A 20,920-nucleotide genomic window follows, 5' to 3' on the forward strand; every position below is an offset into this window, starting at 1 on the left:
CCATTATGTATGTAACACTATTAATTATAACAGAATTTCGCAAAAGTTTCGAAATACAAGACAAAAAACAGACGGTTTATATGTCTAGATAACCATCTGCTTTCTATTACTCATTTAACAATACCCAGCGCATATGATCTTCCCACACTCCATTAACCATTAACATCTTCCTAGACACGCCCTCATACTGAAAACCTATCTTCGTCACTACTTGTATAGATGCTAAATTTCGTGGCATAATCGGTGCTTCTATACGATGTAATTGAAATTCCTCAAAAGCAACTTGAATCGCTTTTCTAAGCGCTTCTGTCGTATAACCTTTGTTTAACTCTTCCTTATCTAATTTATAACTGAGTACACAAGATTGGTAAATTCCACGAACAATTAAATTAAATGAAATACATCCAATTATTTTCGTATCATCACCCTTTTTAAAAATCCATAATCTAATGATTTTACCTTCTGCGAACTCTTTTCTATCCTTTTGTAACTTTTTCTTTTGATAATCTAACGTAAAAAAATCCTCTGGTCTATACTCTTCCCAGGCTTTTAAAAATTCACGATTTCTGTCGTAATATTGAAGAACTTTTTCAGCATACGACTCATCAATTTCCCTTAAATGTAAACGATTTGTTTCATATATTTTCATCATCGTATCTCCATTCTTCAGCTTGCATAACAAAAAACTTATACCCTATCATTCTTATATATTCTCTACGTACATACAAATTTCCTGTTATAGTTTACACGCACTTCTCGAATTTTGTCATTTCTCTCCCCCTTGTCCACAATATCATTTCTCGTTACAATGATATTGTACTGATTTGCAAGGAGGTTTAACGATGCATAAAAAAGCTCAAAAAGTTATGATTTATGTAATGCTAATTTCTATGCTTGTAACAACATTACTTGCTGGCGCAAGTATGTTTTGGTAAAAAGGACGATCTGTTCGTCCTTTTTTTACTTTTTACACATAATAAAATAAACCATCTCGAAATCGAGATGGTTTATTTTATGTAAAGCACAATCGCTACAATACCAAAGGAAAATGACATTACAAGTGCTAGCACAAAACTTGTATATTGTTTCTGCTGAAATGCCCCAATAACAAAAGTAAGATTAAGTAATGCCATACATACAATCGCTACAAGATAAGAACATATATTAAAAGTTGCCAATATGAATGTAATAATAAATAGAAATCCCATAAAAAACTGCATATACGAAAGTTTTGGATTCAAGTACATACGAGCAACTCCTTTATCTAATTTAATCTTTCTATACTCTCATTAACGCATGGTTATGTACACATGTCAAGACAACTTATTACAATAGAAAAAACCAACTTTTTCGTTGGCTTTTTCATATGCAATGGCTCCTTTTTCTTTTGCCAATTGCTGAAATGACTTTTTCGATTTTACAATCCACACTTTCGTTCCAATTGGAATACGATCAAATAAATACTCCACATCATTTTTCTTCATTCTTATACACCCTTGTGAAATATACTTTCCAATTGAACTCGGTTGGTTTGTTCCATGTATTCCATATTTACTCCCATCAGTTCCTCGTGCATTAAATCCCATCCACCTAGATCCAAGTGGATTTTTCGGTGATCCCCCTGGAATATCTTTTGCAATATAATACGGATCCTTTGCTTTCATTACAATATCAAAAGTTCCCTCTGGGGTTAATTCATTTGTTTTTCCTGTCGCGACTGGAAAAACCTTTTGAATCTTCCCATCGTCAATATAAGCTAGTTTATTCGTCGCTTTATTTACAATAATAAAAGGATCACCGGCACGTGGATTATCACCAAGGGGCCAAATAGGCGATAAAGAAAGACATAATAGGAAAGAGAGAAGATACGGCATAAATAATTCCTACCTTCTATATAAGTTCTTTTATATTATCCTTTCCCTTAAAACGACTTTTAATGAGTAAATATTGTTCCATTTCGTATACAAGTTGAACAAGTTTCGCACGTATCTCAAATTCTTCACGTGTAGCCGGCAATGGCATCGCTCTAAATAATTCTCTCATTTCTTGAAGCTGTCTTAAAGAAATAACCCCGGTACTCTGAGGGCTAATAGCATTACTAATGTTTTCAACCACATCCGCAATCATGTCAGCTTGTTCATATGTCCACGATAAAGAAGCTGCTAACGGAATCATTCGCTCTAAAATTTCGAATTGTTGCATGCGCATATTAAAATAACGATAGTAATAGTCATCTTCTCGCATAAATGCATTCTCAAGTTTCTTAAACGATAAATCTCTAGCTTCATTTAGCATCTGTTCAGTCTCAATAAGTTCTGCCCCGCTCCAACTACTTTCTCGATTTCGTAAATACACAACCATTTCAAACAAAATCGTTTTAAAATTACTTTCTATTTTACCTTGATACTCTTTTAGCTTATTTTCACTACTTGGCATATACATATTCACTAAGAGAGCCACGCTAATCCCTATCGTTAATATCGCAATTTCATTTCCAACAATAAGCCATGTAATTTGTTTCAATGAATATAGATGCATCACAATAACTGAACTCGTGACAATACCTTCTTGAATTTTAAGCATAACCGCAGTCGGAATAAATGTAAGTAATAATACGCTAATTGCTAGTGGTGTATATCCAATTGTTTCAAAAATACAAAATGCGAACACCATTGATAATACACAAGCTAAAAAACGATGTAACGATACTTGAAGTGATTTACGTTTCGTATTTTGTACACATAATATAACTAAAATACCCGCTGAACTATAAAATTCTAATCCTAATAACTGAGCAATAAAAACGGCTGCGCCTGTCCCTATTGCTGTTTTCACTGTACGGTATCCAATTTTGAACATAGCATTGCTCCTATATGTATAAACGTATTTACAGTTAGTATAAAAAAAGGATGACACAATGTCATCCTTTTCTACTTATTATTCACGTATCCTTTACATATTACAATATTTTTTGTAAAAATTGTTGCGCACGCTCACTTTTCGGTGCTGCAAAAAATTCTGCTGGCGCACTATCTTCTACAAGTTTTCCACCATCTAAAAAGAGAACACGATCTGCTACTTCTTTTGCAAATCCCATTTCATGTGTAACAATTGCCATTGTCATTCCTGTGGTAACTAATGATTTCATAACTTCTAGCACTTCTTTTACCATCTCTGGATCTAGTGCTGATGTCGGTTCATCAAATAACATTACTTCTGGTTCCATTGCTAACGCTCTTGCAATTGCTACACGTTGCTTTTGTCCGCCAGAAAGACGATTCGGATACGTATCTTTTTTATCTAATAAACCAACCTTTTCTAAAAGTTTCTCGGCTTTCTTGTCAGCTTCTTGTTTCGTTACTCCTTTTACATTGATAGGAGCATACGTAATATTTTCTAATACAGTCATATGAGGAAATAGGTGAAAATGCTGAAATACCATTCCGACATTTTCACGGACGTGCATAATATTCGTTTTCGGATTCGTTACTTCTTCCGTTCCAATCCAAATGTGACCATTTGTCGGTGCTTCTAACACATTCATACAACGTAAAAATGTTGATTTCCCTGATCCAGACGGTCCAATAATTGCTACTACTTCCCCTTTTTCAATCGTTGTTGTAATTCCTTTTAATACCTCGTTTTTTCCAAATGATTTATGAAGGTTTTCAATTTTAATCACTTTTCTTCATTCTCCCTTCAATTGCCTTCCCGACTAATGTAAGAATAATGACTAGCATATAATAAATGAGTCCAACAAAAAGTAATGGTTCAAGATATTTAAATGTCTCCCCGCCTACGATGTAAGCACGGCGCATTAAATCCGTCGCTCCTATTACTGTTACTACAGCCGATTCTTTCGTAAGTGTCGCAAACTCGTTCACAAGCGCTGGTAATATATTTTTTAATGCTTGAGGGAAAATGATATTTCGCATCATTTTCCCGTAAGGAATCCCTAAAGCCATCGCTGCTTCTGTTTGTCCTTTATCAACCGCTTGAATGCCGGCGCGAATTACCTCTGACATATATGCACCTGAATTTAAGCTAAATGCTAATACAGCTGCTAAGAATGCCGGTATTTCATAACCAATTATTTGCGGGACACCGAAATAAATAATCATTAATTGCAATACAAGTGGTGTACCACGGAAAATTGATGTATAAAAATCTGCCACTATATTTAATGCTCGTATTCTAGCAATTTTGCAAAGCGCTAATAACGTTCCTAAAATAAACCCAACTAACGCTGATACTGCTACAATTTTTAAAGTAACTTCTAGGCCTTTTAGTATATATGGTATCGAAGGCGTAATCGCCGAAAAATCTAAGTTCATTCTTTTCATTCCCCTCACAGAAAAGTGAAAGGCAGCTTATTTTTCGCTGCCAAACCATTTCTTCACTAATTTATCCATTTCTCCATTTTCTTGCATTTTTATAATTACTTTATTAAATTCAGCTGTTTTGTCACTGTTTTTCGGAAGGGCAATTGCTGCTCCAACTTCTTCTGGCGCTTCTTTAATTTCAATTCCTTGTAAATCTTTCATTTTCTCTAAATAATTTTTAGCAACTGTGTCTTCTATAATTGCAGCGTCAAAACGACCAGCTTTAATTTCTTGTACGATTTCTGGTATACGGTCACGTCCCTCAACTTTGAAATCTACTTGTTTTTTAAATTCCGCTGCTTTCTCTTCTTGAATAGACCCTGTTTGTACCCCTACTTTTTTCCCTTTTAAATCCTCTACAGATTGAATGTTAGAGTCCTTTTTAGAAATGACCATGTTTTTCGCAACAAAATAAATATCTGTGAAATCAACATTGTTTTTACGCTCTGCAGTTGGCGTCATACCTGCCATTACGAAATCAACTTTTCCTGAGCTAAGAGATGCTAATAAACCACCAAAATCCATATCTTTCACTTTCACTTCATAACCAAGTTCTTTTCCGATATATTTAGCAACATCAACATCAAAGCCAATAATTTCATCACTTTTTGAAGCTTCTACGTATTCATATGGTTTATAATCTGCTGAAGTCCCCATAACCAGTACTTTTTTATTTTTTCCAGTAGCCTTTTCTTCCCCATTACTACAAGCGCTGAACATACTTATAATTAAAATAAGTGCAAACGATATTGATAATAACTTCTTCATCTTTCTTCCCCCTAATAATGTATATTTAAAAGTTTTATAGAATTTTTATTCGATGTTTGTATTGTATCAGCGATTTTATTTTTATGCAATATATAAAATAAAAATAAATAAAAAATCATTAAAATCATTGTTTATAATGCATAAAATAATGCATAAAATAATCAACTAATGTATATCCCCTCGTTTTGAATAATAAATAAAAAAGGCGCTACACCCACTTAATTGTGAGCATAGCGCCTTTTCAATTATTTATAGTTCTTCGCAATTCTCTTCGAAATACGATTGTAGTTTTGCGATAACTTGCATCGGTTCATGACCTTCAATTTCATGACGCTCTACCATCGTTACAATTTTTCCATCTTTTAATAAAGCAAATGATGGAGAAGATGGTGGATACCCTTCGAAATATTCACGAGCTCTTGCTGTCGCTTCTTTATCTTGACCTGCAAACACCGTTACAAGATGGTTAGGTCGTTTATCATAATGTACGGAATGCGCAGCAGCAGGACGAGCAATACCGCCTGCACAACCACATACAGAGTTTACCATTACAAGTGTTGTTCCATTTCTTTTAAACGCTTCGTCTACTGCTTCTGGCGTCGTCAATTCTGTATATCCAGCAGAAACAATCTCTTCACGCGCTTGGCGGACAACATCATTCATAAAAAAGTTAAAATTAATCAATCTTTTCCCTCCTCTAAAACTACCTATTTGTATCTTACCAGTTAATGTTTATGAAATACAAGTAAGTTTACTTGTATTTGGGTATAGAAAAGGTGTTAGAGCTCTTGCTCTAACACCTTTTCTTAATGACCACGATGCTTTTGCTTTGCTTTTTGTACTTTAATTAAACGTCTTCTTTGTTTTTCAGCCTCTCGCTTCTCCTTAGATTGCACTTTTTTTTCTTGTTTATGCACAGTTCATAAGATAAGCTAATTGCCTCTTGCGCCTTAGTAAAGCGGTTTACATTTACTTCTTTTGCTGCTTGTCGTATGATCCTCTTTATATTTTTGGGACGCTGTTTTTCTTTCACTTCCACGCCACATTTTGCAAAGTGCTGAAAATACGCTAACATTGAACCGTTCACAAATATAAGCACTTCTTCGTCTGAAGGTTCCGTTCCAAAAATATATCTCGCTCCATACAACTTCCCTTTTTCTTTACATGTAATGATTCCAACAAAAAATTGGCCATCGTGATATACTGTCAAATCCATTGACAGCCCCCCCTAAAAAAATTAGAAATACGGGACATCCCGGAGGGGAAGGTTACTGACATGAAATCATGCGTCTGGACTACCAACCAGAACTGTGTTTTTGTATTTCTTTCACTATTATTATATCTTTTTTTCCATAATCTTCATATATTCACTAATCATTTTTTTATGCGACCCAACAATATAGTCAGGTAGTTCTGTTAGTGGGAAGAATTTAAGCTGAACCGCTTCTTCTTTGTTCATAACAAAATCTCCATCGTATTCGTCCGTATAATAAGCAGTCGTTACAGATTGAAATTCATCACCGTTTGCTAATTTTGTAAAATAGTTCGCTCCAGAAAACACATTGATTAATCGTAGGTTCTTCACCTTTATTCCTGTTTCTTCGTATACTTCACGAAAAGCAGTTTCTTCTGGGGATTCACTAAGCTCCATTAATCCGCCAGGCAGCCCCCATTTTCCGTAAGGCTCTGTTCTTTGTTGTAATAATACGTATCTATTTTCATTTATAACGAGTACAACAGCACCAACTAAAATTAAAGGGCGATGACCAACTATTTTCCGTAATTCTTCTACATATCCCATCGTATCCCTCCTTTTTTGTTGTCCACACTATTGTATCATATGTATGAAACGACAAAATGCGTATATTTTTCATTTTTTTAACAAAATATTTATTTTATGTGCTTCATCTACTGTAGCTAACAAAATGGATTCAACTTCTGCGTTTTTCTCTAGAAATTCTCTCGCCCATTCTTCTGTTTTCCCTAATAAAGCAAGAACATCTTGCTGAATCCTACCATCCTTTACTAATACAAAAGAAACTGGAGATTTTTTTCCCGCAACTTTCAGATCAAGCCGCGAAACTCCCTCATATTCTGGATACCGGAATATAGAAACGACACCGTTCGCTTCCCATAATGCTAATTTGATCGTTTGAATATCGCCCACATTTCGCATACGAAGTTCTGAAAATAAATATTCCACCGTAATTCTCGCTTTTTTCAAATTGCTAAAATCAATGGAACCATTGTGTATAAGAATGATAGGTGCTGGCTCTAAAAAGCGTCTCCATCTATCCCATTTCAACATTAAAACTGAACTTATAATATGAAGTACAACGAGTATAAACGTTGTAATCATCGAGCCCATTAATCCTACTTTTTCATCAGACAATGCGTTAGAAATATTTCCGCCAAGCAATAACACTAATACAACATCTAAAAAACGAAGTTGCGCGATGGATCTTTGTCCCATTGCTTTCGCAACTAATATTAAAAATATGTATGCTATAATAGCCCGAATAACCCATTCACTATTAGAAAGATGCCGTGCTCCCTCAAAAATATGCATATGCATCACTTTGCACTCCTTACATCCCAAACTGCTAGTCTGTTTTAGTTTGCAACGTTTATGCGTATATATGTAAAAAAGCTGGTTCGTTTAAAAACGAACCAGCCTTTTTACTTAACTGAAAACATATATTTTTTATACGTTTTCCGTACCGATAATATAAGCCCCATCATAATCATATTCGAGAATAAGGAACTTCCCCCATACGATAAGAAAGGTAATGCAATCCCTTTTACAGGCATTAATCCAACGATCATACCGATGTTTTGGAATATTTGAACCGTTAATATCCCAATCGATCCAGCACATAATAATGTACCGAATAAATTATCAGCAGAATAACCGATAATAATTGTTCTATATAGTAGTAATAGGAACAAGAATACAACTAACGCTGCTACGATAAATCCACCTTCTTCGGCAATTGTAGCGAAAATAAAGTCTGTATGCTTCTCAGGGATATAAACGTTCCCTTCGCCAAACCCTTTCCCTTCCATACCGCCACTACCTACAGCTAAAATTGATTGCTGTGTTTGATAACCTTGATCTGTATGTTCAAATGGATCTAACCAACCTAAAATACGTGATTGTTGGTGAGGTTTTAGTAGCGTAACTAACTTATTAAAGAAGAAATCCTCATACCTTACGTAAATAAATATTAACGTGGATAATATGGTGACTGGAATAACTGTACATAATGCTATCAATTTCTTCTGAATACCTGACATAAATAAAATACATGCAATGGCAGCAGCATATAAGAACACCATCCCTGTATCCGGTTGGCTATATACAACAGCAATAGGCGGGAGAGATACTAGTACAATTTTACCTACTAATTTTAAGTCCGTTTGGAATGTCCTTGCCATATACTGTGCATTATGTTTCACTGCTATACTTGCTACCACGAGAAGCAATGAAATTTTGAAAAACTCAGATGGTTGAATTTGTCCAACTAACGGAAATACAAACCATCTTTTTGCACCTAATTTTTCAGGTGTGAAAGTGGAAACCGGTAGTATTTTCAAAAGAATAAGTGAAGCAAATCCAACGATATAAAGTGGCCAAGACAATTTTTGCAATTGATCTAAGTCAATGCTTGCAACAAGCAATAACAATACAACCCCAATTATGTAGTTCAAACCCTGTTTCATTGCAAAGTTTGCCTCTCCATATTGGCCAGTTTGCTGACTGCTATATATAGCAGCTATACTCGTAACACATAATGCTAACAAAATTAATATTAGTTTTACATCTAAACTTTTTAGAAACTCGGTACTTCTTTTCATGACATCCTCCTGAAACATTGTTACAGCAAAATAAAAAACCAGGAGTCAACATTCTTCATGTTTTGACGACTGATTACACATTATCTATAAAACACTTATATAGAATAACTCTCTTTTTCATACAATACAATATATTATACTACAGTTTCATCAGTAAGATTTGCCAAAAAAATTATTCTTTTCTTATTTTATATCCATATACCATATATCAGCAATGTATTTTCATAAATTCCTAATACATAATGGTTCATTGTAAGATTACTGGGAAAGGTATTATACATATAGTAGGATGTAGATGAAGAAATAGGATGATAAAAAGCTCGCATAAGCGAGCTTTTTATTTAATATACAGATGTATTATTTTCTGACGTATTTTCTAAAATTTCTTTTACACGTCCTAAGAACTTACCACAAATTAAGCCATCTAGTACACGGTGATCAAGTGATAAACATAAGTTAACCATGTCACGAGCACCAAACATGCCATTATCCATAATTACTGGGCGTTTTACAATTGATTCAACTTGTAAAATAGCCGCTTGTGGGTAATTAATAATACCCATAGATTGAACAGAACCGAATGATCCTGTGTTATTAATTGTAAATGTTCCGCCTTGCATTTCGTCCGCTTTTAACGATTTCGTACGTACTTTTCCTGCAAGTTCTGTAATTTCACGAGCGATGCCTTTAATTGTCTTCTCGTCCGCATGTTTAATTACTGGTACAAATAGTTCGTCCTCTGTTGCAACAGCGATAGAAAGGTTAATATCTTTCTTCTGAACGATTTTATCGCCAGCCCACATTGAATTAATTTGAGGGTATTCTTTTAACGCTTGTGCTACTGCTTTTACGAAGAAAGCAAAGAACGTTAAGTTAAAGCCTTCACGCTTTTTGAAATCACCTTTAATTGAATTACGGTATGAAACAAGGTTTGTCACATCTACTTCAATCATCATCCAAGCGTGTGGCGCTTCGTGTTTACTACGTAACATGTTCGCTGCGATTGCTTTACGCACACCTGTTACTGGAATTTCGATATCGCCAGGCATTGTTGGTACAGAAACTGGTTTCGCAGATTCTACTTTTTGCGCTACTGGCGCTGCTTTTGGTGCTTCTGGACGCGCTTCTACTACTGCTGCTACCGCTTCCTCTTTCTTCGCCGCACCTGCTTGCGGAACATTTCCAGATTCCACCAGATTTAAAATATCTTTACGAGTGATACGGCCGTTTGCCCCCGTACCTTCTACTTGATCTAAATCAACGTTATGCTCACCCGCAAGTTTTAACACAGCTGGTGAAAAACGAGGTTTTCCATCAGTTGGTTGTTTTGCTTTCGGTGCTTTTTCAGGCTTAGCTACTTCTGCCTTTGGTTCTTCTTTTGTTTTTTCCTCAACAGCTGTTGCCGCTACTTCATCTGCGCCTTCTACTTGAATGACACAAACTACTTCACCTACAGCTAACGTATCACCTTCACTAGCGATTAACTCTTTCACAATACCAGTGAAAGAAGATGGTACTTCAGCGTTTACTTTATCAGTCATTACTTCTGCAAGCGGATCATATTTGTTTACGTGATCGCCAACATTCACGAGCCATTTACTAATTGTACCCTCTGTAACGCTCTCCCCGAGCTGAGGCATTGTAATATTTTCTACAGCCATGTATAGTCCCCCCGATTAAAATTCCGCAAGTTCACGCATTGCTTTTTCAACTTTATCTGGATTTACCATAAAGAATTTTTCCATTGTTGGTGCATATGGCATTGCTGGAACGTCTGGACCTGCAAGACGTGCGATTGGTGCATCTAAATCAAACAGACAGTTTTCAGCAATAATTGCTGCCACTTCACTCATAATACTTCCTTCTTTATTGTCTTCTGTTACAAGAAGAACTTTACCTGTTTTAGAAGCTGCTTCAATGATTGCTTCTTTATCTAATGGATATACAGTACGTAAATCAACAATGTGTGCAGAGATGCCATCTTGTGCTAACTTTTCAGCCGCTTGAAGAGCAAAATGAACACATAATCCGTATGTGATAACAGTAATATCATCACCTTCACGTTTTACATCTGCTTTTCCGATTGGTAATACGTAATCATCTTCTGGCACTTCACCTTTAATTAAGCGATATGCACGTTTATGCTCAAAGAATAATACTGGATCTTCATCACGAATTGCAGCTTTTAGTAAGCCTTTTGCATCATATGGTGTAGAAGGGATAACGATTTTTAAACCAGGTTGGTTTGCAAACATCGCTTCTACAGATTGTGAATGATACAATGCACCGTGAACACCGCCACCAAATGGCGCACGAACTGTAATTGGACAAGTCCAATCATTATTAGAACGGTAACGAATTTTTGCTGCCTCAGAAACAATTTGGTTTACTGCTGGCATGATGAAATCCGCAAACTGCATTTCAGCGATTGGACGCATTCCATACATTGCTGCACCGATTGCGACCCCAGCGATTGCCGATTCTGCAAGTGGTGTATCTAGCGCACGATCTTCACCAAATTGATCATATAATCCGTGTGTCGCTTTAAATACGCCACCTTTTTTACCAACATCTTCACCTAAAACGAATACTTTCTCATCGCGTTCCATTTCCTCGCGCATTGCTAATGTAATAGCATCAATATAAGACATTACAGCCATGAAACGTTCCCCCCTATTCTGCGTATACGTGCTTCAATGCATCTTCAGGTGCTGCATACGGAGCATTTTCTGCATATTCTGTTGCTTCGTTTACGATATGCATAATTTCGTCTAACATTTGTTTTTCAGATTCCTCAGTTAACACGCCAACCTCTTTTAAATAAGCAGCAAATGTTATAATTGAATCATTTTTCTTTGCTTCTTCTACTTCTTCTTTATCACGATAAACACGATCATCGTCGTCACTTGAATGTGCTGTTAAACGATATGATACTGTTTCAATTAAAGTTGGGCCTTCACCGCGTCGGCCACGGTCTGCTGCTTCTTTTACAGCTTTATATACTGCAAGCGGATCGTTTCCGTCTACTGTATATCCAGGCATACCGTATCCAATTGCACGATCTGATACATTTTTACAAGCTAATTGTTTTTCAACTGGAATAGAGATTGCGTATTTATTATTTTCACACATGAAAATAACAGGTAACTTGTGTACGCCAGCAAAGTTTGCACCTTCATGGAAATCACCTTGGTTAGAAGAACCTTCACCGAATGTAACAAACGTTACTAAATCTTTCTTTTCCATTTTTCCAGCTAATGCAATACCAACTGCATGTGGTACTTGCGTTGTTACTGGAGATGAACCTGTCACAATACGATTTTTCTTTTGGCCGAAGTGACCAGGCATTTGACGACCACCAGAGTTTGGATCTCCAGCTTTCGCGAAACCAGATAACATCAGTTCTTTCGCTGTCATACCAAACGCTAATACAACACCCATATCACGGTAGTATGGTAATGCATAATCTTTCTCTCTATCAAGAGCGAATGCTGCTCCAACTTGTGCTGCCTCTTGTCCTTGACAAGAAATTACGAATGGAATTTTACCAGCACGGTTTAATAACCACATACGTTCGTCGATTTTACGTGCCAGTAACATCGTACGGAACATTTCTAATACTTGCTCATCACTTAAGCCAAGCTCTTCATGGCGCTTTTCTTTTACTTCTGCCATTTTTCATAACCTCCTAAATCCACATTTTTATGCGTGTAACGCTTTTCCATCTACAGCTAACGCTGCTTCACCAATCGCCTCAGATAATGATGGATGCGGATGAATTGTATGTGCTACTTCCCAAGGTGTTGCATCAAGTACTCTTGCAAGACCAGCTTCAGAAATCATATCTGTTACATGTGGTCCAATCATATGAACACCGAGAATGTCATTTGTTTCTTCATCAACTACAAGTTTTACGAAACCATCTGATTCGCCGTATACAAGCGCTTTTCCGATTGCACGGAATGAGAACTTACCTACTTTTAACTTATAGCCTTTTTCTTTCGCTTCTTGTTCTGTTAAACCGACAGAAGCAACTTCCGGACTGCTATATACGCATTTTGATACCATAGAATAATCAATTGGTGTAACTTCTTTACCAGCAATATGTTCTACTGCAGTAATTCCTTCATGAGAAGCAACGTGAGCAAGCTGTAAGCCACCGATTACATCACCGATTGCGTAAATATGAGATTCTTTCGTTTGATAAAACTCATTTGTTTGAATGTATCCTTTTTCCACAACGATATCCGTATTCTCTAAACCAATATTTTGCGTATTGGCTTGTCGTCCTACAGATACAAGCATTTTTTCTGCTTTAAATTCTTTATTCTCACCGTTATGTTCAGCTTGAATTGTTACTCCATTATCTTTTACCAATGTATCTGGTAATACTTTTGCACCAGTTACCACTTTAATACCTTTTTTCTTGAATAGACGTTGCATTTCTTTTGAAACGTCTTGATCTTCTAGTGGTAGTATCGTTTTCGCATACTCTAATACTGTAACTTCTACACCGAAGTCAGCAAGCATAGATGCCCACTCAATACCGATTACACCGCCACCAACGATAATAATTGAACTAGGAAGCGTTTCCATTTTTAGGGCATGATCGGAAGACATTACGTACTCTCCGTCTAATTCTAAACCTGGTAATGAATTTGGACGAGAACCTGTTGCAATAAGTACATTTTTTGGAATTAACATTTCATTCTCTTCTCCACTTGCAAGTTCAACTGAAATTGTCCCTGGCATCGGAGAGAAAATAGATGGACCAAGAATACGGCCAATACCTTCAAACACATCAATTTTACCTTGTTTCATTAAGTGCTGAACACCTTTATGAAGTTGCGTTACAATCTTCTCTTTACGCTCTTGTACTTTTGCAAAGTTTAGTTCTACATTACTTGCAATAACCCCGAACTCTTCACTTTTCTTAGCAGTTGCGTATACTTCCGCACTACGTAAAAGGGCTTTACTAGGAATACATCCTTTGTGTAAACAAGTACCACCAAGATTTTCTTTTTCAACAAGTGCCGTTTTTAAACCTAGTTGTGATGCACGAATAGCAGCAACATATCCACCAGTACCGCCGCCAACGATGACTAAATCATATTCTTTTGCCATTATCTCAACCCCTAGCTACCGTTTCTTTTTCACGTACAATATATTCTTTTGGAGCTTCTTCTTCACGAAGTACACGAAGTGCCCCTTCTGCTAATGCTTGTAATTCATCTTCTCCTGGATGTACGATAACATCTGCAATCCAGTCTACTCGTTCTTTTATTTCATCAACAAGAATTTTACTGTAAGCAAGTCCACCAGTTAATACAATTGCATCGATTTTCCCGTGAAGTACAGCGCTAGCTCCACCAATTTCTTTTGCAACTTGATACGCCATTGCTTTATAAATAAGAGTTGCTTCAGGATCACCTTTTTCAACCATTTGTTCTACTTTAATCGCATCATTTGTACCAATAAGACTTACAAGTCCACCTTGTCCGACAAGTTTTTTAACCATTTCGTCTCGGTAATACTCACCAGAGAAACACATTTCAACTAGTTGTCCTACTGGTACTGTACCCGCACGCTCTGGACTAAATGGTCCTTCTCCATTTAAACCATTATTCACATCGATAACTTTTCCTTTTTTATGAGCACCAACTGTAATACCGCCGCCCATATGTGTAACTAATAAATTTAAATCCTCATATTTGTGGTTTAATTCTTCAGCCACTTTACGAGCAACTGCTTTTTGATTTAATGCATGGAAAATACTTTTACGTTCCATACCAGCGATACCACTTATACGAGCAATCGGCTCCATTTCATCTACAACGACAGGGTCTACAATGAATGCCGGAATATTTAATCCAGAAGCAATTTCATATGCTAAAATGCCCCCAAGGTTTGAAGCATGATGACCGCTAAACCCATTTTTCAAATCTTCTAACATCGCATCGTTTACTGTGTATGTTCCGCCCTCGATTGGACGAAGTAATCCCCCGCGTCCACAAACTGCGTTTAACTTTGAAATGTTAATACCGTGAGAATGTAGAACTTCTAAGATCGTTTCTTTACGAAACTCATATTGGTCAATAATTCGCTTATATTTTCCAATCTGTTCTTCGTCATGACGAATAGTTTCTTCTAAAACGGGTCTTTCATTATCAAAAACACCGATTTTTGTGGATGTACTACCCGGATTAATAACAAGAATTCGATTTAAAGACACTGTTGCTACCTCCACTAATAAATTCAAAAGGAGGTGGAAACCTCATAAGAGGTAACCACACCTTTTGTAAAAGTAATATATGAATGATTAGCGACGGCTAATAATGTCGTGACCGTTGCGTAAGTATGTGCTACGAGAGTTTTTCAAGCTTGCAATGCGCTCTTCAGCTAGACGATCAGCTGCTACATAAGTTGCAATGCCATCGCGTTTTGAAATTTCGATTACTTTTGCAATTGTGTCATAAATTGACTCAACGCGTTTTAATGCACGTTCTCTATTGTATCCATATAACTCGTCTGCTACGTTAATTACGCCACCTGCATTAATTACATAATCTGGTGCGTATACGATACCCATTTCATGAATGATGTCGCCGTGACGATCTTCTTTTAATTGGTTATTCGCAGAACCAGCGATTACTTTTGCTTTAAGTTGTGGGATAGTTTCGTCATTAACTGTTGCGCCTAATGCACATGGTGCGTAAATATCACATTCAACACCGTAAATTTCATTTGGCTCAACTGCTGTTGCACCGAATTCTTCTACTGCACGTTGTACAGCTTCTTTATTAATATCTGTAACGATTAGTTTTGCTCCTTCAGCGTGTAAATGTTTGCATAGGTGATATGCTACGTTACCAACACCTTGAACAGCAATCACTTTTCCTTCTAAATTATCAGTACCGAAAGCCTCTTTCGCAGCAGCTTTCATACCACGATACACACCGTATGCAGTTACTGGAGATGGGTTACCAGAAGAACCGAATGATGGTGAAATACCTGTTACAAAGTCAGTTTCTTCGTGGATAATATCCATATCATCTACTGTTGTACCAACATCTTCAGCTGTAATGTAACGTCCGTTTAGTCCTTGAATGTAACGTCCTAATGCACGGAACATTGCTTCGCTCTTATCTTTACGTGGATCACCGATAATTACTGTTTTCGCACCACCTAAGTTTAAACCAGCTGCTGCGTTTTTATATGTCATCCCTTTTGCAAGACGCAATGCATCTTCAATCGCCGCTTCTTCAGAATCATATGTCCACATTCTTGTTCCACCAAGAGCTGGTCCAAGTGTTGTATCATGAATTGCAATGATTGCTTTTAAACCAGATTCTTTATCTTGACAAAATACTACTTGCTCATAATCATATTTTTCTAAGTATTCGAAGATTTCTAATGTCATTGTCGTTTCCCCCTAATTGTTTTACCCTATTTGGTTTATTTTGAAGCAGTCGCAACTGCCAATGCTAATGAATATACTTTTGTTTCTGCTGAATCAGCACGAGATGTTAAAACAATCGGTGCTTTTGCGCCAGCAATCATTGCTCCTACTTTTGCATCCGCAAAGTATACGAGTGATTTATATAGCACATTTCCAGCTTCAATCGTTGGGACGAGTAAAATGTCTGCCTTACCTGCTACATCACTTACTATGCCTTTATGTTCTGCTGCAATTTGTGATACTGCATTATCTAAAGCAAGTGGTCCATCAACGACACAATTTTTAATTTGTCCGCGGCGATTCATTTGAGTTAACATCGCTGCATCAATTGTCGCTTGCATCGCAGGATTCACAACCTCTACCGCTGCAATTGGTGCTACCTTTGGCAAATCAATTCCTATTGCCCGGGCAACTTCTACAGTATTCTGTATAATAGCAGCTTTCTGTGTTACATCAGGTGCAATGTTCATCGCTGCATCTGTAACAAAAATGAGACGATCGTAATTTGGAACTTCAAATGCTGCAACGTGTGAAAGTACACTACCTTTACGAAGTCCCCACTCTTTATTTAATACAGCTTTCAAAATATTTGCTGTTGGGATGTTTCCCTTCATAAGCACATCTGCTTCGCCATTTCTTACAGCTTTCACAGAAAGTTCTGCAGCCTCAGCACTTGACTGTGCTGCAATCACTTCAATATGTTCTGAAGTTTGTAAATTATGTTCTTGTAACATCCCCATTATTTTTTCTTGGTTTCCATATAGACGAAATTGAGCTAGCTGTAATGTAATTGCTTTCGCTACAGCTTCAATTACTTCATGATCTTCAGCTACTGCTACAGCCACAGTTTTTTTAGGCTGGCCTGCTGCTTGATCAATTAAGTGTTCTAACTTCATATTTTGTAATCAACCCTTTCCGTCGTCCCTCGTCTTTTTATTAAGCAAATACCGTGCCAACTTTTTAAAGTGGTCTTACCAATAATGAAAACGCATTCAAAACACAGTAAAATCAATACTTTGGAAAATAACAAAAGATTCTGTCTTATTTTGTCGCTTTTTGTATACCATGCAATAAATTGCACGGTACGCAATTTATTGCATGCTATTTTTTGCACACTCATACTTTTCTAGCTTGTAATATAAATTTCGAACCGAAATTCCTAACGCTCTTGCTGTTTGTGTTTTATTTCCACCAAACCTCTCTAAATATTCATGAATGATATTCCCTTCAAACTCCGTCACTAAATGCTCAAGTGGCTTTTCTTCTAACTCAGGTAATAAATGAGCTTGCTTTGACTCCACCTGCTCTTCGTTATGTAATGGCGGTAAATGTTGTACATCAATATAAGTCTCGTTATAATTCATAAAGATAATAGCTCTCCCCAAAATGTTTTCAAGTTCCCTCACATTCCCTGGCCATTCATATGATTGTAAATATGAAATAGCAGAATTAGTGAGCCCCTCTATATTTCGGCCATAATCTTGGTTAATTTTTTGAATTAATCTGTCTGCGATTGCCGGTATATCCCCTTTACGCTGACGAAGGGATGGAATGTGAATTGGAATTTTATTTAATCGATAATATAAATCCTCCCTGAATTCTCCTTCTAAAATGGCTTTTTCTAAATTCACGTGCGTCGCTGCAATTACTCTGACATTAATAGGGATTGCTTTCGTTCCACCAACTTTTACAATTTCTTTCTCTTGCAAAACGCGAAGGAGTTTCGCTTGCGTATTGGCAGAGAGTTCGCCTATTTCATCTAAAAAGATACTGCCGTTATTCGCTTCCTCAAAGAATCCACGTTTTCCGCCTCTTTTCGCGCCAGAAAACGCCCCTTCCTCATAACCAAATAATTCACTTTCTAACAACGTCTCCGAAATAGCTGCACAGTTTACACGAACGAACTTATTATATTTTCGATTACTTCCATTATGGATAGCATGTGCAAACAATTCTTTACCTGTCCCTGACTCCCCGCGTAGCAATACTGTTGCTGGTGTATTCGCCCCCAGTTTCGCCTGCTCAATAGCAGCCGTTGTTTCATCTGAATTTCCGACAATGTCATCAAATGAATATTTCGCTTCTAACGTTCGAATAATTTGCCTTGCTCGATTCAATTCATTTGTTAACTTTTGAATTTCTGATACGTCACGAATTACACCAACGCTCCCCTTCAATATTCCATTTACAATGACTGGTGCTACGTTTACAATTACGTCTCGCTTTTTTTGTCCAATCTTCATATGTATTCCTCGTACTGCCCTACGCGTTCGAAGTACTTTCATATGCATACTTTCACCTTCTACAATATCAGTTGTAGCTGGCTTTCCAATAATATCCTCTTCTGTTAAGCCTGTTAATTTCGTATATGCAGGGTTAATTACTAACCCTCGACCTTTTTCATCCACAACCGAAATGGCTTCCTCAGACGAGTTAATAATAGCCTCAAGTAACGTTTGAATCTCCTTTAAATCTGTAACTTCTTCCGCAAGATCTACAACCTCTGTTATATCTTTAAAAATCGCAAATGCCCCTTGCACTTCTCCTCCCTCTTTTAATATTGGAATACGGGTTGTAATAATTTTCTTTCCATTCTCAAGCGTCAGTTCATAATTTACTTCTATTTGTTTCGTACGTATAATACGAAGCAACTTACTAGTCGGAATAACTTCTAAAATATATTTGCCTACCGCATCTTCTTTTTTATATCCGATAATACGTTCTGCACTTTTATTAAATAGGCGAACTTGTCCTTCTTGATCAATCACTATCATACCGTCATGCGTGGAGTTTAAAATTAAATCACCTTGCTGCGTTTGCTCTTCTAACTTTCCAATTAAATCTTCCTTCTCATGTGCTAATCTCGTAACAATCTTTGCAATATCACCTGGTATAAGAAGAGTATCTTTATGCTTTTTCTTTAATAAATCTTTATGTAAATCAGCGTCACCTGTCATATCAAACATTACATCAATGTGCATAGAAAGAAACGGAGTCACACTCTCTCCAATTGCAATCCCGTATTCCTTTGCCATCTGTAACCCTTTTGCTATCGGATTTATATCAATAATCCCTATAATTTGAAATATATTCGAACTCTGTAACAGACGTAGCAGTGTACTACCACCTTCACCTGCACCAACAATTAAAACTTTTTGTTTCATATATTACACTTCCTCTCGAAGTATCTCTGCAAAATTTTTCACACCCTTATCTTACTCGTTCAGCACCCTCTTGACAAACCCCCTTTTCATATAACATTATTGAAATAAACGAAATAATCTGAAAAGGAGCGTTTATATGCAGCGTTACCTTGCTCTATTATTAGCACTCATCCCTATTTCATTAGCTGTGCTTGGCATTAAGTTAATGAGAGATACAGTATTCGGGATTCTATTTCCTCCACTCTCTATACTTTGGTTACAATTTTTAATTGGCGCTCTTTGCTTCGGACTCGGTTTTTATATTTTTGGTGGCTTCGTCTTACACCGAGACCGTAAACGAAATAAAGTACAAGCTCGCTTTAGAAGATAGGAAAGTCCTACTACTTATCAATAAAAAAATGAGACCGTTACACGCGGTCTCATTTTTTTATTGGCAATAATGTTCTTGCCGTTTCAGGATAATCAGTAATAATCGCCGATATGTTCATATCAAAATATTTACGCATAAGTGTTTCTTCATTAATTGTATAGGGCCGAACTTCTACATCGCTTTCCATCGTTAATTCAGCAATGGCATCTTGAAGGTAACGATAATTAGGATGCACCGCAGTAGCTCCCATCTTTTTTGCATATGCCCACGGGCTATGCAGGCCTTCGCGATATAAAATCGCTGTTTGAATATCAGGAGCCATCATATGACACCTTTTCATACTGTAGTGATTAAATGAAGAAAATATAACACGATCTTCTAAATTAAATTTACGTACAAGCGTTATAACTTCTTCCTCTAAGCCTCTGTATGGAATTTTATTATTTTTAAGTTCAATATTAAGTAACAACCCTGTTTGTTCAATCCATTGTAACACTTCTTCTAAAAGAGGTATTTTACAAAAACCTACTTTATCACCAAATTTATAGCTCGCATCTAATTTACATAAATCCTCATATACATAATTTCGAACCGCGCCTTTTCCATTCGTTGTCCGGTCCACTGTTTCATCATGAATGACGACAACCTTTCCGTCTTTCGTTAATTGAACATCAAGCTCAATTCCATCTGCCTTAAAAGATTCAGCTGCTTCAAATGAAATCATCGTATTTTCTGGGTACGTTCCCGCTGCACCACGATGTGCAAATATAAGAGTCATCCTCACTCCCCCAATCTTATGCTATACTATACGAAAAAGGAGGTACTTCTATGAGACCATTACAAATTTCTCCAGACACTGCAGTCCGCCTATCAAAAGCATTAGGTGTTCCACTTGAACAACTTATGCATATGCCGCAGC

Annotated in this window: 23 protein-coding genes and 1 pseudogene; 3 read left to right on the forward strand and 21 right to left on the reverse strand. The window is 36.8% G+C overall.

Annotation, left to right across the window (positions count from 1 at the left end; all coding sequences use genetic code 11):
• Positions 1–106: 106 nt before the first annotated feature.
• Positions 107–652: a GNAT family N-acetyltransferase gene (locus tag MR079_RS15590; protein ID WP_139866734.1), complete on the reverse strand. Its 546-nt coding sequence runs from the start codon at positions 650–652 to the stop codon at positions 107–109.
• Between the two features lie 190 nt (positions 653–842).
• Here MR079_RS15590 and prli42 point away from each other — a divergent pair, with 190 nt between their 5' ends.
• A complete protein-coding gene (gene prli42, locus MR079_RS15595) occupies positions 843–935 on the forward strand; it encodes a stressosome-associated protein Prli42 (protein WP_000549038.1) in 93 nt (30 codons plus the stop codon).
• Positions 936–1,007: 72 nt separating this feature from the next.
• Here the strand turns inward: prli42 and MR079_RS15600 are convergent, their stop codons facing one another.
• The 19 genes and pseudogenes from MR079_RS15600 to MR079_RS15690 all read right to left on the reverse strand — a co-directional run bounded on the left by MR079_RS15600 (position 1,008) and on the right by MR079_RS15690 (position 19,631).
• Positions 1,008–1,247: a DUF3894 domain-containing protein gene (locus tag MR079_RS15600; RefSeq protein WP_139866732.1), complete on the reverse strand. Its 240-nt coding sequence runs from the start codon at positions 1,245–1,247 to the stop codon at positions 1,008–1,010.
• Positions 1,248–1,313: 66 nt separating this feature from the next.
• The gene (locus MR079_RS15605) at positions 1,314–1,874 is read right to left on the reverse strand and encodes a L,D-transpeptidase (RefSeq protein ID WP_001146556.1); all 561 of its coding nucleotides are present in this window, start codon (positions 1,872–1,874) and stop codon (positions 1,314–1,316) included.
• Positions 1,875–1,890: 16 nt separating this feature from the next.
• The gene (locus MR079_RS15610) at positions 1,891–2,859 is read right to left on the reverse strand and encodes an aromatic acid exporter family protein (RefSeq protein ID WP_113759097.1); all 969 of its coding nucleotides are present in this window, start codon (positions 2,857–2,859) and stop codon (positions 1,891–1,893) included.
• A gap of 100 nt (positions 2,860–2,959) precedes the next feature.
• Entirely contained in the window at positions 2,960–3,682 is a 723-nt protein-coding gene (locus MR079_RS15615; RefSeq protein WP_061678085.1) for an amino acid ABC transporter ATP-binding protein, read from the reverse strand.
• Positions 3,675–4,334, reverse strand: a complete 660-nt coding sequence (locus MR079_RS15620; protein WP_139866730.1) for an amino acid ABC transporter permease — start codon at positions 4,332–4,334, stop codon at positions 3,675–3,677. The genes MR079_RS15615 and MR079_RS15620 overlap by 8 nt, the downstream gene beginning before the upstream one ends.
• Positions 4,335–4,370: 36 nt before the next feature.
• Positions 4,371–5,150 (reverse strand): transporter substrate-binding domain-containing protein, encoded by a 780-nt coding sequence (locus MR079_RS15625; RefSeq protein WP_242294243.1) that lies wholly within the window; start codon positions 5,148–5,150, stop codon positions 4,371–4,373.
• 249 nt (positions 5,151–5,399) lie between these two features.
• Positions 5,400–5,813: a BrxA/BrxB family bacilliredoxin gene (locus tag MR079_RS15630; protein WP_001998211.1), complete on the reverse strand. Its 414-nt coding sequence runs from the start codon at positions 5,811–5,813 to the stop codon at positions 5,400–5,402.
• A 143-nt stretch (positions 5,814–5,956) separates the two neighbouring features.
• Positions 5,957–6,366 (reverse strand): annotated as a pseudogene (locus tag MR079_RS15635) (YjdF family protein).
• 120 nt (positions 6,367–6,486) lie between these two features.
• A complete protein-coding gene (locus tag MR079_RS15640) occupies positions 6,487–6,951 on the reverse strand; it encodes an NUDIX hydrolase (RefSeq protein ID WP_014481752.1) in 465 nt (154 codons plus the stop codon).
• 69 nt (positions 6,952–7,020) lie between these two features.
• Positions 7,021–7,725: a DUF421 domain-containing protein gene (locus tag MR079_RS15645; protein WP_139866728.1), complete on the reverse strand. Its 705-nt coding sequence runs from the start codon at positions 7,723–7,725 to the stop codon at positions 7,021–7,023.
• Between the two features lie 104 nt (positions 7,726–7,829).
• Positions 7,830–9,008: an FtsW/RodA/SpoVE family cell cycle protein gene (locus tag MR079_RS15650; RefSeq protein ID WP_016718455.1), complete on the reverse strand. Its 1,179-nt coding sequence runs from the start codon at positions 9,006–9,008 to the stop codon at positions 7,830–7,832.
• Between the two features lie 341 nt (positions 9,009–9,349).
• Positions 9,350–10,669, reverse strand: coding sequence for a dihydrolipoamide acetyltransferase family protein (locus tag MR079_RS15655; protein WP_139866726.1), 1,320 nt, complete (start codon positions 10,667–10,669; stop codon positions 9,350–9,352).
• A gap of 15 nt (positions 10,670–10,684) precedes the next feature.
• Positions 10,685–11,668 carry a 3-methyl-2-oxobutanoate dehydrogenase subunit beta gene (gene bfmBAB / locus MR079_RS15660; protein WP_242294244.1) on the reverse strand — a complete coding sequence of 328 codons (984 nt, stop codon included), beginning with the start codon at positions 11,666–11,668 and terminating at the stop codon, positions 10,685–10,687.
• Positions 11,669–11,681: 13 nt separating this feature from the next.
• Entirely contained in the window at positions 11,682–12,683 is a 1,002-nt protein-coding gene (bfmBAA, locus tag MR079_RS15665) for a 3-methyl-2-oxobutanoate dehydrogenase subunit alpha (protein ID WP_000852554.1), read from the reverse strand.
• 27 nt (positions 12,684–12,710) lie between these two features.
• Entirely contained in the window at positions 12,711–14,132 is a 1,422-nt protein-coding gene (gene lpdA, locus MR079_RS15670; protein WP_139866724.1) for a dihydrolipoyl dehydrogenase, read from the reverse strand.
• Between the two features lie 4 nt (positions 14,133–14,136).
• Positions 14,137–15,240, reverse strand: a complete 1,104-nt coding sequence (buk, locus tag MR079_RS15675) for a butyrate kinase (RefSeq protein WP_098667353.1) — start codon at positions 15,238–15,240, stop codon at positions 14,137–14,139.
• A gap of 87 nt (positions 15,241–15,327) precedes the next feature.
• On the reverse strand, positions 15,328–16,428 hold the full coding sequence (locus MR079_RS15680) for a leucine dehydrogenase (RefSeq protein ID WP_000171362.1): 1,101 nt from the start codon (positions 16,426–16,428) through the stop codon (positions 15,328–15,330).
• A 35-nt stretch (positions 16,429–16,463) separates the two neighbouring features.
• A complete protein-coding gene (gene yqiS / locus MR079_RS15685; protein WP_000763072.1) occupies positions 16,464–17,363 on the reverse strand; it encodes a phosphate butyryltransferase in 900 nt (299 codons plus the stop codon).
• 195 nt (positions 17,364–17,558) lie between these two features.
• Positions 17,559–19,631 (reverse strand): sigma-54 interaction domain-containing protein, encoded by a 2,073-nt coding sequence (locus tag MR079_RS15690; RefSeq protein ID WP_139866722.1) that lies wholly within the window; start codon positions 19,629–19,631, stop codon positions 17,559–17,561.
• Between the two features lie 136 nt (positions 19,632–19,767).
• Here MR079_RS15690 and MR079_RS15695 point away from each other — a divergent pair, with 136 nt between their 5' ends.
• The gene (locus tag MR079_RS15695; protein ID WP_098667350.1) at positions 19,768–20,001 is read left to right on the forward strand and encodes a DUF2627 domain-containing protein; all 234 of its coding nucleotides are present in this window, start codon (positions 19,768–19,770) and stop codon (positions 19,999–20,001) included.
• Between the two features lie 49 nt (positions 20,002–20,050).
• On the opposite strand, the gene MR079_RS15700 is transcribed toward MR079_RS15695, so the two are convergent.
• Positions 20,051–20,779, reverse strand: a complete 729-nt coding sequence (locus MR079_RS15700) for a glycerophosphodiester phosphodiesterase (RefSeq protein WP_139866720.1) — start codon at positions 20,777–20,779, stop codon at positions 20,051–20,053.
• A 50-nt stretch (positions 20,780–20,829) separates the two neighbouring features.
• On the opposite strand from MR079_RS15700, the gene MR079_RS15705 reads away from it, so the two are divergent.
• A partial coding sequence (locus MR079_RS15705; RefSeq protein WP_242294245.1) for a YycC family protein occupies positions 20,830–20,920 on the forward strand: 91 nt, incomplete at its 3' end.

Source organism: Bacillus cereus group sp. BfR-BA-01381 (genome assembly GCF_022663555.1).
Classification (GTDB): domain Bacteria; phylum Bacillota; class Bacilli; order Bacillales; family Bacillaceae_G; genus Bacillus_A; species Bacillus_A pacificus.

What these genes read in the sequence shown, in the direction of transcription:
- MR079_RS15620 (WP_139866730.1), bottom strand. Translation starts at nt 4,334, where the DNA reads ATGAACTTAGATTTTTCGGCGATTACGCCTTCGATACCATATATACTA.
- MR079_RS15655 (WP_139866726.1), bottom strand. Translation starts at nt 10,669, where the DNA reads ATGGCTGTAGAAAATATTACAATGCCTCAGCTCGGGGAGAGCGTTACA.
- MR079_RS15610 (WP_113759097.1), bottom strand. Translation starts at nt 2,859, where the DNA reads ATGTTCAAAATTGGATACCGTACAGTGAAAACAGCAATAGGGACAGGC.
- MR079_RS15640 (WP_014481752.1), bottom strand. Translation starts at nt 6,951, where the DNA reads ATGGGATATGTAGAAGAATTACGGAAAATAGTTGGTCATCGCCCTTTA.
- prli42 (WP_000549038.1), top strand. Translation starts at nt 843, where the DNA reads ATGCATAAAAAAGCTCAAAAAGTTATGATTTATGTAATGCTAATTTCT.
- MR079_RS15630 (WP_001998211.1), bottom strand. Translation starts at nt 5,813, where the DNA reads ATGAATGATGTTGTCCGCCAAGCGCGTGAAGAGATTGTTTCTGCTGGA.
- MR079_RS15605 (WP_001146556.1), bottom strand. Translation starts at nt 1,874, where the DNA reads ATGCCGTATCTTCTCTCTTTCCTATTATGTCTTTCTTTATCGCCTATT.
- MR079_RS15690 (WP_139866722.1), bottom strand. Translation starts at nt 19,631, where the DNA reads ATGAAACAAAAAGTTTTAATTGTTGGTGCAGGTGAAGGTGGTAGTACA.
- MR079_RS15700 (WP_139866720.1), bottom strand. Translation starts at nt 20,779, where the DNA reads ATGACTCTTATATTTGCACATCGTGGTGCAGCGGGAACGTACCCAGAA.
- bfmBAA (WP_000852554.1), bottom strand. Translation starts at nt 12,683, where the DNA reads ATGGCAGAAGTAAAAGAAAAGCGCCATGAAGAGCTTGGCTTAAGTGAT.
- MR079_RS15650 (WP_016718455.1), bottom strand. Translation starts at nt 9,008, where the DNA reads ATGAAAAGAAGTACCGAGTTTCTAAAAAGTTTAGATGTAAAACTAATA.
- MR079_RS15680 (WP_000171362.1), bottom strand. Translation starts at nt 16,428, where the DNA reads ATGACATTAGAAATCTTCGAATACTTAGAAAAATATGATTATGAGCAA.
- lpdA (WP_139866724.1), bottom strand. Translation starts at nt 14,132, where the DNA reads ATGGCAAAAGAATATGATTTAGTCATCGTTGGCGGCGGTACTGGTGGA.
- MR079_RS15600 (WP_139866732.1), bottom strand. Translation starts at nt 1,247, where the DNA reads ATGTACTTGAATCCAAAACTTTCGTATATGCAGTTTTTTATGGGATTT.
- MR079_RS15645 (WP_139866728.1), bottom strand. Translation starts at nt 7,725, where the DNA reads ATGCATATGCATATTTTTGAGGGAGCACGGCATCTTTCTAATAGTGAA.
- MR079_RS15590 (WP_139866734.1), bottom strand. Translation starts at nt 652, where the DNA reads ATGATGAAAATATATGAAACAAATCGTTTACATTTAAGGGAAATTGAT.
- MR079_RS15625 (WP_242294243.1), bottom strand. Translation starts at nt 5,150, where the DNA reads ATGAAGAAGTTATTATCAATATCGTTTGCACTTATTTTAATTATAAGT.
- MR079_RS15695 (WP_098667350.1), top strand. Translation starts at nt 19,768, where the DNA reads ATGCAGCGTTACCTTGCTCTATTATTAGCACTCATCCCTATTTCATTA.
- bfmBAB (WP_242294244.1), bottom strand. Translation starts at nt 11,668, where the DNA reads ATGGCTGTAATGTCTTATATTGATGCTATTACATTAGCAATGCGCGAG.
- yqiS (WP_000763072.1), bottom strand. Translation starts at nt 17,363, where the DNA reads ATGAAGTTAGAACACTTAATTGATCAAGCAGCAGGCCAGCCTAAAAAA.